Source organism: Nocardia sp. NPDC046763 (genome assembly GCF_040645495.1).
GTDB lineage: Bacteria > Actinomycetota > Actinomycetes > Mycobacteriales > Mycobacteriaceae > Nocardia.
In genome coordinates, this window is sequence record NZ_JBEYYI010000003.1 from 417,240 (window position 1) to 430,353 (window position 13,114).

Consider the following 13,114-nt stretch of genomic DNA (forward strand, 5'->3'; position numbering starts at 1 on the left):
GGCCGCCCGCGCCTGGATCGCCGAGGCCGCCGCCGACGGGGCGTTACGGTGGCGGGATGGGTACGTCCGTCGTCGTCGAGAGTCCGCGCCGGGCAGTGCTACCCGGCTGGTCGGTGCCGCTGATCTTCATCGCGGGCGGTGTCTCGCAGTATCTCGGCGCGGCGATCGGCGTCCATCTGTTCGGCACGGTCGAGCCCGCGACGGTGGCCTGGCTGCGCGCCGCGGCCGCGGGCGTCGCCCTGCTGGCGTGGCGGCGGCCCTGGCGCCAGCGCTGGACCCGCCGCTCGATCGGGGTGGCCGCCGGGTTCGGCGTGGTGACCCTGGGCATGAATATCGCCTTCTACGAGGCGATCGCGCGGATCCCGCTCGGCACGGCGGTCGCCATCGAATTCCTGGGACCGGTCGCGGTGGCCACTCTCGGGTCGCGCCGCGCCCGCGATCTTCTCGCTGTCGCCCTGGTGGTCGCCGGTGTCGTCCTGCTGGCGGGTGTCTCGTCCGATGCCCGGCCGGCCGGTGTCGCGTTCGCCTTGCTGGCGGCGGCGCTGTGGGCGGGTTACATCCTGCTCGGCAAGCGGGTGGCCGATGCCGGTTCGGGCCTGGACGCCCTGGCCGTCGGCATGGCCGCCGCCGCACTCCTGCTGGCCCCGATCCTGGTGACCCGCCAATGTGTGCTCGCCCCAGCCGCTTTCGCGGACCCGGGCACCTGGCTGCTGGGCGTCGGTGTCGGCGTCCTGTCCAGTGCTGTCCCCTATGCCCTCGACCAGCTGGTCCTGCGTACGGTCGGCCGCGCCCGTTTCGCCTTGCTGCTGGCCCTGCTCCCGGCCACCGCGGCCGTGATCGGCGCGGTCGCGCTGGCCCAGCGGCCCGCTGTCCCCGAACTCGCGGGCATCGCGCTGGTGATGGTGGCCCTGACTCTCAGTGCGACGCAACGCAATAGCCGTCCGCGGTTACGTGGGAACGCGCGACCGTCCGAATCGCGGGAATGAACGCGGGCGTGATCTCAGCGGGTTCGCCGGGCGAACCCCCCGAGAGCTCAGAGAACCGGACTCACCCCACGCGCCGGTAGGTCTGCTGGGCGCGGCGGTCCAACCCGGTGCCGGGCCAGGGGCGTTTGCGCAGTTGCTTGTCGACGGCGTTGGCGACCTCGGGCACACCGATTTTCAGCAGTCCCGGGTCGATGTCGTCGGCGTCCGGATCGCCGGTCTGCCCGGCCCAGAGCACCGCGTGGCGGCCGAGCAGGTGCGGGGGCGGGCCGCTGCGGCTGGGCGGGTTGGGGCCGAAGAGCAGGACGGTGCGGGTGCCGAAGGCGGTGGCCAGGTGGGCGACGCCGGTGTCGCCGCACACTACGAGGGCGGCTTCGGCGACGGTGGCGGCCAGTTCGATGAGGTTCTGCTGGCCCGCGAGGACTCGCGCCGATGAGAGTCCTGCACGGGTGGCGACGCCGAGCGCGGTCTCGCGTTCGGATTCGTCACCGGTCACTACGACGTCGCGATCCTGTACCAGCAGATGCCGGACCACGGCGGCGAACCGGTCGGCCGGCCAGCGCCGGGCGGCCGCGCCGGCTCCGATGTGCACGACCACGGCGTCGCGGTGGCTGGTGGTGGCCACCGGCGGCACCAGGCCGAGGTTGCGGCGGTCGGCGGCGATGCCGTCGAATTCGAGCAGATGGCACCAGCGGTCCACGTCGTGCATGTCGGGCTGCCAGTCCGGGCCGGGCAGGTCGGGGAAGGCCGGATTGCGGTAGGTGAGAATGCGTTCGGGTTTGGTGCGGGAGAGTTCGACGATGCCCTCGGCGCCCGCGCCGTCGAGGTTGACGGCCAGGGCCGGCGATTCGCCGTCCCAGCGCAGTCCGACGGTGTCGTAGACCGGGACCATTTCGTCGACGGAGGCGATGAGGTCGACGATCGGTTTCAGGCGATGGGGTGCTGCCAGTGCGATGTGGTCGCCGGGCCGGGCCCGGCGCAGGGCGCGCAGCGCGGGAACGGCGGTGAGGAGATCACTCAATCCACGTGCTCGCAGCACTAGTACAACCGCCACCTGAATTCTCCTAGCCGGCCACGCTGCCCACGACGCTGCGGTCCGCCACCGGACGTGCGGGGACCTTTGCGTGAGGACTACCCGGCCTGTACGGGGGTGAAACCCTGGGGACCGGTCCGTGCGACGGCGGAAAACCGCGGGTACTACCGGCTGTCGTTGTCGCGGGTGGATGGATTACCGTGTGCAGTCATGACGGTCGTCTACAACCTCATGGTCACGGCTCATCTGCTCGGTATGGCGGCGGTGGTCGGCGGGTACGTCGCCTCTCAGCCGCGTGTGTCGGAACTGATGGTGTGGGGCGCGCGTGTGCAGATCCTCACCGGGGTGATCCTGCTCGGCATGGCCGAGTCGATCCATTCGCTGGGCAAGGACCCCAATATGGCGAAGATGATCACCAAACTCGTGGTGGCGGTGCTGGTCGCGGCCTTCGCGGAAATGGGGCGCGCGGACGCCAAGCGCGGCAAGGAGGTGGCGTGGATGACCCACGCGGCCGGCGGGCTGGCGATCCTGAACGTCTTCATCGCGGCGCTGTGGAAGTGACCGGGCGTGAAACCGTGAGCGCGACAACCGCATAGCGTTTTCCTGCGTGAAAGGCGATGCCGCACAGGGTGCATGACTGCACCGTGTGCGGCATCGGGCGTTCGCGGGTCCCGGCTCAGGGGTGCCGCACCAGCTCGGGCGGGAGTTCGCGGGCGGTGTGGCGGGCCAGGTTCTTGGCGATTTCGGCGGCGACCACCGCGTGCCCGGCCATGGTCAGGTGGATGAGATCGGCGGAGAGCCAGTCGGGGCGCAGTCGCGCCGGGTGGTCCCAGAATTCGGTGAGGATGGCGTCGTGGCGGTCGGCGACACAGGAGATTTCCGATCAGCGGCGGCTCGAGGGGGCGCGTGCCCGCGCGACCATCGCCCGTCATGCCGCCGACGTGGCCTCGGTCGAGGGATTGACCGGGCTGAGTCTCGGCCGGCTCGCCGGGGATCTGGGGGTTAGCAAGTCGGGGGTGGCGACGCTGTTCGGCGGCTGCTTCCGTTGCGCGAGCGTGCCCGAGTTCGACAGCCGCCCGGGCCCGGTGCGCGACGCCCTGGCGGCCGACCGCGACGACTGGTTCGCGGTGCTGGAGAAGGAGATCGGCCGCGCGCAGGAGCAGGGCTATCTGGCCGGGCTGGACCCGCACATCGTCGCGTTCCAGCCGGATGCGGTGGTGGCGGCGGCGAATACGGCCGCGCGGATGGGTGACGACACCGCCCTGCCCACCGCCCGAGCCATCGTCGAGGGGCTGCTCGGGTCGACGCTCGAACGCTGATCGTGGCCGTGACCGGCGCAAACCCGTATTCTGTTCTCGCACCGCAATTCTGCATCGACTGCAAGGGTGCGGTCATCCCGCCGTTCTGCGTGGCATGCGTGAATGCAGTTCGGGCGCAGCCGGTTTCACGTGGAGCAACGCTCCCGCGTATCCTGCTCCCGCGTGTCTCACGCCGAGCGTGGCGCGTACATGATGAGCCCGACCCCGGCCAGGCACACCAGTGCGCCGATCACATCCCAGCGGTCGGGCCGGAAGCCGTCCAGCGCCATGCCCCACAGCAGCGACCCCGCCACGAAGACGCCACCGTAGGCGGCGAGGATGCGCCCGAAGTGGGCGTCGGGTTGCAGGGTGGCCACGAACCCGTAGCAGCCGAGTGCCACCACGCCCGCCCCCATCCACAGCCAGCCGCGGTGCTCGCGCACTCCCTGCCAGATCAGCCACGCGCCACCGATTTCGGCGACGGCTGCCAGCCCGAAGAGCACGATCGATCGCAAGACGGTCATGGCAGCCCACCCTAGAGTCCGTGGCCGGTGTCCGGTCGGACCGCCCCGGGTGCGGTTCGACCGGACCGGTCATCGTTGGGCGTCGACGCTCCCGAACAGTTGCTGTCCGAGGTAGCCGCCCGGGCCGGGCACGCCGGGCGGGACGGCGAAGACCGCCGAGCCGACCGGTGTGGTCCATTGGTTGAGGGCGTCGAAGTCGGCCAGTCGCTGCTGCACCGGCAGGTACTGGGCGTCGATGTCACGCTGGAAGGACGCGAACAGCAGGCCCGAGTTGGAGAGGTGCCCGGGGGCGGGCGCGTCGTCGTAGTTGTAGCCGCGGCGCAGGAACCGCTCCCCGGCGTGGGCGTGGTGGGCGCGGGCGATGTGGGAGGACGGCGGGATCTTCGGGATGCCGTACTGGTCCACGGCCGCGAAGTCGGGTTCGTCGAATTCCCGGGTGCCCGACAGGGGCGCCCCGTGCTCGACGGTCCGGCCGACGGTGATGGCGCGCCCGTCGGCGTCGAGTTCGTCCCAGGTCTCGAGGTTCATGGCGATGCGCCGCAACACCATCGAGGTGCCCCCGGCCAGCCACGGCCGCACCGATCCGTCGTCCCACACGAGGCGATCGAAATCGGTTGTCCCGGGCGCGATATTGACCGTGCCGTCCACCGAGCCCATGAGATTGCGCATGGTCCGGCCGCGAGCGGCATTGCGGAACCCGCGCTGCACCCATTTCACCGTGACCAGCGATTTCACATGCTTGGACAGCACCCGCACCGCGTGCGAGACCGTGGTGGCCTCGTCGGCGCAGATCTGCAGTAGCAGATCACCCCCGCACCAGGCGGCGTCGAGTTGGTCGATGCCGAAGGGTGGCAACGGTTTCAGCCAGTGCGGGCGCTGGTCCTCGAGTCCGGCGACCGTGAACAGCCGCGGCCCGAATCCGACGGTGACGGTGAGCCGGGCGGGCCGGGCGGCCAGTTCCGGTTCGGTGTCCGCAAGTGCCGGTTTGCCCTGGGTGAGCCGGGAGGCGTCGTCGGTCCAGATCTCGAGCAGGCCGATGATGTCCTCGCGCTGTGCACCCGCCACCAGGTCGAAGGCGACGAAGGCCGCGTGGAGCGGCGGATCCGTCGCGATGCCCGCCTGATGAGGGCCGTGGAAGGCGACCGTGTCCAGCGCGGGATCGCGGTCGTGGTCGCGGTGGGTGAGTGTGGCCGCGCCCCAGCCGATTCCGGCGGCCCCGGCGGCGCCCGCCACGGCGGCGCCGCCGCCGAGCAGTCGGCGCCGGGACAGGCGGGGGTGCGGTTGCGGCCGGTCAGCCACCGTGGGCGGCGTTGTCGCCGGAGGGCTGGTAGTTCTCCTTGCCGCCCGCGAAGTCGCGTACCTGCGCGGTGACGGTGGTGCTGGAGCCGTCGGAGAAGGTCAGCGTGATGGGGGTGTCCGCGCCGGTGCGCAGCGGGGCCTTCAACCCCATGAACATGAGGTGGTCGCCGCCGGGCTTCAGGGTCGCGCTGCCGTGGGCGGGGATGACGATGCCACCGGCCTTGGGTCGCATGGTCTTCTCTCCGGCCCCGTCGGGAACGACCTCGTGGATCTCCACGGTCGCCGAGGCCGGGCTGGTGGCCGCGACCAGGTTGATCGGCTTGTCGGAGGTGTTCGCGAGGGTGCCGAAGGCGGCGGACATGCCGCTGTCGGCGGCCTTGATCCACTGATCGGTCATGGTGATCTGGTCGGCGGCCTTGCCGGCGGCGTCCGAGGCGGTCTGCGAGGAGGAGCAGGCGACGGGCAGCAGCGCCAGGGTCGCGACGGCGGCGGCCGCGCCGACGCGGCGCGCGAATCCGCCGGTGCGCAGGCGGAAGCTGTGGCAGGAGGGCATCTGGGACATGGGAAACGGACTCCGTGTGTCAGGGGAAGGGAGGTCACCCCGGACCGTTCACGGCGACACCCGTTCGGCGCAGGCCTGATTCGGCTCTGCGCGGGCATGCGTCGCGGATCTATGCCGGAGCGAGGTGTGAGAACGGTGCGTCGGCCCGGGGCGGGCCACGACGCCCTATCCCGGGACTGACGAGCAGGCGTCGCGCCTCGGCGCGATCGTCGGCGAGGCACGGGCGCAGGCGCGCCGCGGGCGGCCGCAGGATCGAACCCAGCGCGAGGATGAACCGCCGCACGCTGGTGATGGCCCGGCGCATGCCGGCCTCGGCGGCGCGAATCACGAGCGCGCCCACCGGAATTGCGACCAGGTGGGCCAGCAGCGTGGACGGTGAGGAGCCGTGATGGTGGTGGCCCGGCGACATCGACAGCGCCGCATGCCCGATGGACTGCCCGGCCGCCAGCATGGCCATGGTTCCGGCGATCCCGTAGCGGGGGCGCAGGGTCGCCACCACGACCCCGATCAGCGTGCACGCCGCGAACAGCAGGGCGAGCGCGGAACCGTCGAGCAGGGTCGCGCCACCGCCCAGTCCGTGCGCGAGAATCGCCACCGCGCCGGAGGATGCGCCGACGGCAGCGCCGCGCAGGCGCGCGGTGTGATCCGTCGGTGAGCGCACCGGGCCATTCTACGACGCCGTGTCGCAGACGATGCTTCGAGTGTCGCCGTCACCCTGAACGCTCGGGCGTGCCACCGACTGTCAGGCGGCCACCATGCCCATCGTTCGTCGGTCGATCCGACATCGGGCCAATTTGAAGCATGATAATTTCACTTGGTCGAGGTGATCTTCGGATCACGCCCGAATGTCCGTGCGGGCACGGGCATTTCGCAGTGGAAGGTATCTCATGACAACTCCTCGGATGCGTAGCGCCGGGCTCGGTGCCACGGTGGTCGCGGGGGCCGGTGCGGTCTTGCTGGCCCTGATGCCCAGCGCCGCGGCCGACACCGGATTCGGCAACGTGGCGATCGAAGGCAGTGCGAATCCGCAGGTCGGGTGCAGCTACACGCTGACCAGCGGCGATCTGGTGGGTGGCGGGAGCAGCACCCTGAACGGGCAGCCTGTCACCTTTTTCGACAACGGGGCCACCATCGGCACCGGAAAGATCAGTGAGAGTCTGATCCCGGGACCCGCGAAGGTGTCGTGGACGCCCAAGACCGCCGGACAGCACGTCCTCACCGCGACCATGGGTTCCAGCGCGGTCGCCCTGACCCCGCTGACCGAACAGGTCAGCCCCTCCACCTCCACCGGGAGCGCGGGCTGCCCGCTCCCCAGCATCTCGGGCTAGCCGGCATTTTCCTCGCAACGGAACTGCCTGCGTAGCAACAGCTCTCGCGGGCGGTTTTTCGTTGTGCGGCTACGTGCACGTCGAGTTCGACCGCCAGGTCGCGCAGCAATGTGCGCGGGGTCTCCGCGGCCTCCGGGCTCGCTACCGGGTCGGGTCCGCGTGGTATGACCAGCGTCTCCACAGGACCTTCACATTCGACGCGAACCCTCTCCACGGCGGTTGCCTAATGTCACCTGCATGGAAACCAGTGCGCGCCGGATCCTCGTCGTCGAGGACGAGCCGACCATCGCGGAATCCCTCGCCGCCCGCCTGCGCGCCGAGGGATACGCAGTCGACATCGCGCACGACGGGCCCGCGGCCGTGACGGCCGACGCGGCCGGGGACCCGGATCTGGTGGTGCTGGACGTCATGCTGCCCGGCTTCGACGGGCTCGAGGTCTGCCGCCGCATCCAGGCCCGCCGGCCGGTGCCGGTGCTCATGCTGACCGCCCGCACCGACGAAACCGACATGCTCGTCGGCCTCGGGGTCGGCGCAGACGACTATCTGACGAAACCGTTCTCCATGCGCGTGCTCACCGCCCGCGTGCACGCCCTGCTGCGCCGCGTGCACCGCACCACCGCCCCGGTCGCCGCCATCGTGGTCGGTGATCTGCGCATCGACACCGACCAGCGGCGGGTGTGGCGCGGCGACGCCGAAACCCAGCTCACCCCACTGGAATTCGAGCTGCTGGTGCACCTGGCCCGCCGGCCGCGCACCGTGCTGGCCCGGGAGCGACTACTCAGCGAGGTGTGGGGCTGGGCCGATGCCTCGGGTACCCGCGCCGTCGACAGCCACATCAAGGCGCTGCGCCGCAAGCTCGGCGCGGACCTGATCCGCACCGTGCACGGCGTGGGGTACGCGCTGGAGGCTCGATGAACGGCGATGGGCGCGGATCGGCGAAGGAGCGGTGAGCGTGCGAGACGGGTTGCGGGCGGCCGGGAATCGGGCGGCGGCGTGGCTGCCGCGGCCGCTGGACCGGGTGCGGTCGATCAAGCTGAAGCTGGCCATCCTCATGGTCGGCTCGGGCGCGGTCGCGTTCGGGTTCTTCGCCTCACGCATCGGATGGCTGCCGCCGCGCACCACCATCGCGGCCACACTGCTCGCGCTGCTCTTCTCGCAGGCACTCGCCCACGGCATGACCCTGCCGCTGCGGGAGATGACCGCCGCCGCCAAACGCATGGCGCAGGGGGACTATTCGCGGCGGGTGCGCGCCACCTCCCGGGACGAGGTGGGGCAGCTGGCGGCGGCGTTCAATCAGATGGCCGCCGATCTGGCCGCCGCCGATCAGCAACGGCGCGAGTTCATCGCCAATGTGTCACACGAACTGCGCACCCCCATCGCGGCGCTGGGGGCGGTGCTGGAGAACCTGGTCGACGGTGTGGCCGAACCCGATCCGGCGACCCTGCGCACCGCCCTCGCCCAGACCGAGCGGCTGAGCCTGCTGGTGTCGGAGCTGCTGGCACTGTCGAGCGTCGAGGCGGGCGCGGTGGCGCTGGACCGCGAACCCGTCGCCGTGGAGCCGCTGCTGAAAGAGGTTGTCGCCGAAGCGGAGGTGATGGCGGCCGCGGTCGACCGGCCCGTCCGCTTCACCATGGTCACCGCCCCCGACCTCACCGTGCACGCCGATCGTGCCCGCCTGCACCAGGTCCTGCTCAATCTCCTGGACAACGCCACCCGTCACGGACCCGCCAGCGGTGAGGTCCGCATCCACGCCCACGCCGACCACACCGGCACTGTCATCGATGTCTCCGACGACGGCCCCGGCATCCCGATCACCGACCGGGCCCGCGTCTTCGAACGCTTCACCCGCGGCGGCCGCGCCACCGGCGGCGGCACCGGTCTCGGCCTGGCCATCGCCCGCTGGATCGTCGACCTGCACGGCGGCACCATCGCCGTCGCCGCCCCCGGCTCCCGCATCCGCATCACCCTCCCCGCTTCCTGACCCTCACCCCCCATCCATAACTCGCAGCGCCCCGCGTTCCGGGGTCGCTCCCGCACACCTATCGGAGGGCTTGCCATGCCCGAAAACCCTTCCGCCGCACCCTCTCCCGACGACCACCCGCCTGCGCCCGCCGCACCTGAGCCAGGCTGGAACTACGCGCGTGCCACGGCCCGTCGGTGATCAGAAGCCGAAGCTGAGGTGATCAGGAGCCGAAGCTGACCGGGGTCCAGGTGCGCCCCGCGTCCTGGGTGGCGAGCATCGTCGTGGCCAGGTGCTTGGACCCGGCCTGCGACAGGATCACGAAACCGGTTGTCTCGGTGACGAAATGGCCCGAGCTCTCGCGCCAACCCTGGGCGGGTGCGCGGTAGGTCGTGGTCCATGTTGCGCCGCCGTCGGCCGAGGTGAGCAGGTGGTCGTCGAGAGCGGCGACCAGATGGGTGGGGTCGGCGGGGATGAGCGCGGCACCGGCAGACAGCGTCGGCGACAGCTGCCCGGTCTCGGTGAAGGTGGCTCCGCTGTCGGTGGAGGTCATGAGCCGGGTGGCGGTGCCGCCGTCGGAGTACGGGCCGGATCGGCCACACAGTGCGATGAGCCGCTTCTCGGAGAAGGGGTGCCAGTCGGCGGGACCGTTGCCGCCGCAGGGCAGTTTCCACGGTGTCCAGGTGCCGTCGACCAATCGGGCACCATCCTCGCCCCGGTTGGTGACGACCATCCAGGCCCGGCTGCCGAGAACGGTGACAGCGGCCGAGGGGTCCGGGCCGCCGCTGCCGGGTACCGGGATCTCGGTGGGACCGGTCCATGCATCACGGGTGACGGGGCTGGTGAACAACACGGTCCGTTCACCGGGCTGCACGGTGGCGATGTACACGCTGTCGTCGGAAATCGTGAACGACCAGACGTCGACGGACGGATCGATGTCGAGATCGATCTCACGCCAGGTCTTTCCGCCGTCGTGGGTGGCGAACAGCTTGTCGCCGGCCCGGATCCAGCCATTGCGGGCGTCGGCGAACTTCAGCCAAGGGCCCTTGGACCCGGGATCGCGCAGCGGGGCCGGGAGCGGGGCCTGCTGCCATGTCTGCCCGCCGTCGGTGGTGTGCTGCAGCGTCAGGCACGGTTCGCTCGTGCACGGATAGGTCCGGCCCAGCACCCAGCCTTCGTCGGCGGAGATGAAGGTGATCGAATCCGGTTGGAAGCCGACCGGATCCGGCGCTGCGGCCTCGGTGGTGCCGGGCGGCATCGAGGCCGGCCCGGTGGTCGTGGCTGTCGCGGGGGCCGTCGTCGTGTCGGTCGTCGCCGAGTCCGCGCCGCTCTCACCGGTTTTGATGGTGAGCGCCGCGACCACCCCCGCCGCCAGGACCGGTACTCCGACTCCGACGACTCCGGCCAGCACGACCGGATTCCGCAACCCCACCGGCCCGGACTCCCTTCAGCACATCGCCGGGGCCGGTGTTCCGGGCGGTGTCGCCCGGCGGCCCTGCGGCACAACGGGATCGAGTATGCCCGGTGGCCGCCCGATTCGCCCACCCGGCTCAGGTCTCGCCGGAACCGGCTTGATCGCCGGCGCGCCGGGCGGCCAGCGGGCAGAGATATCGCCGATGAGCCGGTAGGGGACCGGCGCATCCGGCAGTGCTGAGCGGATGGCGTCGCGTCGCTGCGGATGGCGTCGCGTCGCTGCCGGAGAGTGGCCCGGGTCGGCGGCGGGCCGGACCGCGTGGCCGGTTCAGCCGCGCAGCCGGGCCAGCAGTTGCAGGGCGGCGTCGAGCATGCCGTCGAGGGAGTCCGTGACGTAGAGCAGGTCGATGAAGAAGTCGTCGAAACCGGTGTCGGCGGCGACCTTCTCGATGGTGGAGGCGACGAGTTCGAGGTCGGTGCCCGCGGCGACGTTCACCCGCAGCACGGTGCCGATGTCCTTCGGATCGCGGCCCGCGGCGACCGCGGCCTCGTCGATGACGCCGCGCAGCTTCACCAGCTGCCGACCCCAGGCGGGCGGGCCCGGCACCGGCACCACGGGCAGCCAGCCGTCGCCGCGGCGGCCGATGCGAGCCAGTCCGGCCGGGCTGAACGCGCCCAGATAGATCGGCGGCCGCGGCCGCTGCACGGGCTTGAGCTCGCTGCGATGTTCGGGCACCGACACATAGCGGCCCCGATATCCGGCGGGGTCGGTGGTCCAGATGGCTTCCAGCGCATCGAGGGTCTCATCCAACCGCGCGCCACGATGGGTGAAGGGGACCTCGGCGGCCTCGTACTCCTCCGGCGACCACCCGATGCCGAAGCCGGGAATCAGCCGGCCGTTGCTGACCACGTCGACCGTGGTGAGCGCGCGGGCCAGCTGCGCGGGCCGATACAGCGGCGCGATCAGCACATTCGCGCCGAGGGCGACCCGCTCGGTCACCGCGGCCGCGATCCCGAGCAGTAGCAGCGGGTCGAGCACCGAGTTGAACTCGTCGGGGATGGTGTCCTTGCCCGCGTAGCCGACCTTCGGGTTGGTGGCGGCGATGAGCCGCTCACCCACCCAGAGACTGTCGGCCCCCGCCTGCTCCAGGGTGGTGGCGTAGTGCGCCACCCGCGCGCCCTCGCGGGCCTGTGAACCATGCTGAGGAAGAGCGAAGCCGATTTTCACCCTTTCGGTGATACCAGACACGCGATCACATCCGGCCGGGGGATCGCGGACAGGATGGGCGGGATGGGAGAACACAAGGACCGCATGCTCGCCGGAGAGCCGTACCGCGACAACGACCCCGAACTCGTCGCCGAACGTCTCCGCTGCCAGGGGCTGCTCGACCGGTTCAACGCCACCCGCGCCGGTCAGGACGTCCAGCGTCGAAGCATCCTCGAGGAGCTGCTCGGCGAGATCGGGGAGGGGTCCTGGATCATGCCGCGCTTCCAATGCGACTACGGGTATCTGATCCGATTGGGGCGCAACAGTTTCCTCAACTACGACGCCATCGTCATGGACTGTGCGCCGGTCACCATCGGCGACGACGTCTCGATCGGCCCGCGCGCCCAGCTGCTCACCGCCCTGCACCCGATGGACGATCACGCGCTGCGCCGGGACCGGTGGGAGACGGCCGCGCCCATCACCATCGGCGACAATGTATGGCTCGGCGGCGGGGTCATCGTCTGCCCGGGAGTGAGCATCGGCCCGAACGCAGTGGTCGGGGCGGGTAGCGTCGTCACGCGCGACCTGCCCGAAAAGGTGTTCGCCGCAGGCAATCCCGCGCGGGTGATCAGGCCGCTGTGAAGCCGATCCGGCGCGACTTCATTCGGGCAGGCCGGCCAGTTCGGCGCACAACCGATGCAGGCGGGTGGCGGCCGCATCGTCCTGGGCGGCGGGGGAGGGCGCCTTGACACGGTTGCGCTCGAAGTAGCAGCCGGATACGCAGGAGACGTCGGGGTTGGTCGCCAGGTAGGTGAGGGTCTGCGCGGCCGTGCCGGCGTCGGTCATGAACAGGCGTTTGCCGAGTGCCAGCGCGGGCCTGGCGAACCAGGGTGCGGCGTCCCAGATGCCCGTGGCGACGACCCCGGGGTGGAAGGCGTTGGCGGTCACCCGGGTTCCATCCAGCCGCCGGGCCAAGTCGCGCGTGTAGAGGATGTTGGCGAGCTTGGCGCGGCCGTATGCGGTGGCGCCCCTGTAGCCGTACCGCAGCTGCAGGTTCTCGAAGTCGAGGGCATTGCCGTAGTGCATGACCGACGAGGTGAACAGGATCCGCGCCGGGGCACTGCGGCGCAGCAGATCCAGCAGCAGTTCGGTGAGCAGGAATCCGGCGAGATGGTTCACCGCGAAGGTGGCCTCCAGGCCGTCCCCGGTTTCGGTGCGCGACATGTGGAATGCGCCCGCATTGTTGGCCAGTACGTCGAGCCGGTCGTATCGAGCGGCGACGGTGCCGGCAAGCCGCCGTACCGCATCCAGGGAGGAGAGGTCGCATTCGATGGCATCGACCGGGGCGGTCGCGGTCGCACGCACCAGCTCGGTAGCGGCGCTGAGCTTTCCGGGATTGCGGCCGACCAGGATGACACGGTGCCCGGCCGTCGCGAGCTGCCCCGCCGCCGCCAATCCGATGCCCGACGTGGCCCCCGTGATCAGCATGGTCTTCATGCCCGGCCAG

The 13,114-nt window shown here is 70.8% G+C and carries 15 protein-coding genes and 1 pseudogene; 7 read left to right on the forward strand and 9 right to left on the reverse strand.

The window, feature by feature from the left end; genetic code table 11:
- Positions 1-56 precede the first annotated feature (56 nt).
- A complete protein-coding gene (locus ABZ909_RS06985) occupies positions 57-986 on the forward strand; it encodes an EamA family transporter (RefSeq protein ID WP_356996765.1) in 930 nt (309 codons plus the stop codon).
- Between the two features lie 61 nt (positions 987-1,047).
- Here ABZ909_RS06985 and ABZ909_RS06990 read toward each other — a convergent pair whose 3' ends face one another.
- Positions 1,048-2,037: a glycosyltransferase family 9 protein gene (locus tag ABZ909_RS06990; protein ID WP_356996767.1), complete on the reverse strand. Its 990-nt coding sequence runs from the start codon at positions 2,035-2,037 to the stop codon at positions 1,048-1,050.
- A 189-nt stretch (positions 2,038-2,226) separates the two neighbouring features.
- Between ABZ909_RS06990 and ABZ909_RS06995 the strand changes: the two genes are divergently transcribed.
- Entirely contained in the window at positions 2,227-2,577 is a 351-nt protein-coding gene (locus tag ABZ909_RS06995; RefSeq protein ID WP_354832313.1) for a hypothetical protein, read from the forward strand.
- A gap of 115 nt (positions 2,578-2,692) precedes the next feature.
- Here the strand turns inward: ABZ909_RS06995 and ABZ909_RS07000 are convergent.
- Positions 2,693-2,884 (reverse strand): annotated as a pseudogene (locus ABZ909_RS07000) (hypothetical protein); the annotation flags it as partial.
- Between ABZ909_RS07000 and ABZ909_RS07005 the strand changes: the two are divergent.
- Positions 2,862-3,335 carry a TetR/AcrR family transcriptional regulator gene (locus ABZ909_RS07005; RefSeq protein ID WP_356996769.1) on the forward strand — a complete coding sequence of 158 codons (474 nt, stop codon included), beginning with the start codon at positions 2,862-2,864 and terminating at the stop codon, positions 3,333-3,335. The pseudogene ABZ909_RS07000 and the gene ABZ909_RS07005 overlap by 23 nt on opposite strands.
- A 167-nt stretch (positions 3,336-3,502) precedes the next feature.
- On the opposite strand, the gene ABZ909_RS07010 is transcribed toward ABZ909_RS07005, so the two are convergent.
- The 4 genes from ABZ909_RS07010 to ABZ909_RS07025 all read right to left on the reverse strand — a co-directional run bounded on the left by ABZ909_RS07010 (position 3,503) and on the right by ABZ909_RS07025 (position 6,360).
- A complete protein-coding gene (locus ABZ909_RS07010; protein ID WP_356996771.1) occupies positions 3,503-3,838 on the reverse strand; it encodes a YnfA family protein in 336 nt (111 codons plus the stop codon).
- 69 nt (positions 3,839-3,907) lie between these two features.
- A complete protein-coding gene (locus ABZ909_RS07015; RefSeq protein ID WP_356996772.1) occupies positions 3,908-5,137 on the reverse strand; it encodes a Dyp-type peroxidase in 1,230 nt (409 codons plus the stop codon).
- Entirely contained in the window at positions 5,130-5,699 is a 570-nt protein-coding gene (locus ABZ909_RS07020) for a copper chaperone PCu(A)C (protein ID WP_356996774.1), read from the reverse strand. Before ABZ909_RS07020 ends, ABZ909_RS07015 begins: the two co-directional genes overlap by 8 nt.
- A gap of 109 nt (positions 5,700-5,808) precedes the next feature.
- Entirely contained in the window at positions 5,809-6,360 is a 552-nt protein-coding gene (locus ABZ909_RS07025; RefSeq protein WP_356996776.1) for a hypothetical protein, read from the reverse strand.
- A gap of 226 nt (positions 6,361-6,586) precedes the next feature.
- Here ABZ909_RS07025 and ABZ909_RS07030 point away from each other — a divergent pair, with 226 nt between their 5' ends.
- The 3 genes from ABZ909_RS07030 (at position 6,587) to ABZ909_RS07040 (ending at position 9,008) form a co-directional block, all read left to right on the forward strand.
- Entirely contained in the window at positions 6,587-7,027 is a 441-nt protein-coding gene (locus tag ABZ909_RS07030; protein ID WP_356996777.1) for a hypothetical protein, read from the forward strand.
- Between the two features lie 237 nt (positions 7,028-7,264).
- Positions 7,265-7,942: a response regulator transcription factor gene (locus tag ABZ909_RS07035; protein ID WP_356996778.1), complete on the forward strand. Its 678-nt coding sequence runs from the start codon at positions 7,265-7,267 to the stop codon at positions 7,940-7,942.
- Positions 7,943-8,078: 136 nt separating this feature from the next.
- Entirely contained in the window at positions 8,079-9,008 is a 930-nt protein-coding gene (locus ABZ909_RS07040; RefSeq protein WP_356996868.1) for an ATP-binding protein, read from the forward strand.
- Between the two features lie 202 nt (positions 9,009-9,210).
- On the opposite strand, the gene ABZ909_RS07045 is transcribed toward ABZ909_RS07040, so the two are convergent.
- Positions 9,211-10,419, reverse strand: a complete 1,209-nt coding sequence (locus ABZ909_RS07045) for a hypothetical protein (RefSeq protein WP_356996779.1) — start codon at positions 10,417-10,419, stop codon at positions 9,211-9,213.
- A gap of 309 nt (positions 10,420-10,728) precedes the next feature.
- Complete coding sequence (locus ABZ909_RS07050) at positions 10,729-11,649, reverse strand: TIGR03619 family F420-dependent LLM class oxidoreductase (RefSeq protein ID WP_356996780.1); 921 nt, start codon at positions 11,647-11,649, stop codon at positions 10,729-10,731.
- Positions 11,650-11,691: 42 nt separating this feature from the next.
- Between ABZ909_RS07050 and ABZ909_RS07055 the strand changes: the two genes are divergently transcribed.
- Positions 11,692-12,249 (forward strand): sugar O-acetyltransferase, encoded by a 558-nt coding sequence (locus ABZ909_RS07055; protein WP_356996781.1) that lies wholly within the window; start codon positions 11,692-11,694, stop codon positions 12,247-12,249.
- A gap of 18 nt (positions 12,250-12,267) precedes the next feature.
- Here ABZ909_RS07055 and ABZ909_RS07060 read toward each other — a convergent pair whose 3' ends face one another.
- Complete coding sequence (locus tag ABZ909_RS07060) at positions 12,268-13,104, reverse strand: SDR family NAD(P)-dependent oxidoreductase (protein ID WP_356996782.1); 837 nt, start codon at positions 13,102-13,104, stop codon at positions 12,268-12,270.
- Positions 13,105-13,114 lie beyond the last annotated feature (10 nt).

What these genes read in the sequence shown, in the direction of transcription:
- ABZ909_RS06995 (WP_354832313.1), top strand. Translation starts at nt 2,227, where the DNA reads ATGACGGTCGTCTACAACCTCATGGTCACGGCTCATCTGCTCGGTATG.
- ABZ909_RS07035 (WP_356996778.1), top strand. Translation starts at nt 7,265, where the DNA reads ATGGAAACCAGTGCGCGCCGGATCCTCGTCGTCGAGGACGAGCCGACC.
- ABZ909_RS07005 (WP_356996769.1), top strand. Translation starts at nt 2,862, where the DNA reads ATGGCGTCGTGGCGGTCGGCGACACAGGAGATTTCCGATCAGCGGCGG.
- ABZ909_RS07055 (WP_356996781.1), top strand. Translation starts at nt 11,692, where the DNA reads ATGGGAGAACACAAGGACCGCATGCTCGCCGGAGAGCCGTACCGCGAC.
- ABZ909_RS07020 (WP_356996774.1), bottom strand. Translation starts at nt 5,699, where the DNA reads ATGTCCCAGATGCCCTCCTGCCACAGCTTCCGCCTGCGCACCGGCGGA.
- ABZ909_RS07060 (WP_356996782.1), bottom strand. Translation starts at nt 13,104, where the DNA reads ATGAAGACCATGCTGATCACGGGGGCCACGTCGGGCATCGGATTGGCG.
- ABZ909_RS07040 (WP_356996868.1), top strand. Translation starts at nt 8,079, where the DNA reads ATGGTCGGCTCGGGCGCGGTCGCGTTCGGGTTCTTCGCCTCACGCATC.
- ABZ909_RS07030 (WP_356996777.1), top strand. Translation starts at nt 6,587, where the DNA reads ATGACAACTCCTCGGATGCGTAGCGCCGGGCTCGGTGCCACGGTGGTC.
- ABZ909_RS07010 (WP_356996771.1), bottom strand. Translation starts at nt 3,838, where the DNA reads ATGACCGTCTTGCGATCGATCGTGCTCTTCGGGCTGGCAGCCGTCGCC.
- ABZ909_RS06985 (WP_356996765.1), top strand. Translation starts at nt 57, where the DNA reads ATGGGTACGTCCGTCGTCGTCGAGAGTCCGCGCCGGGCAGTGCTACCC.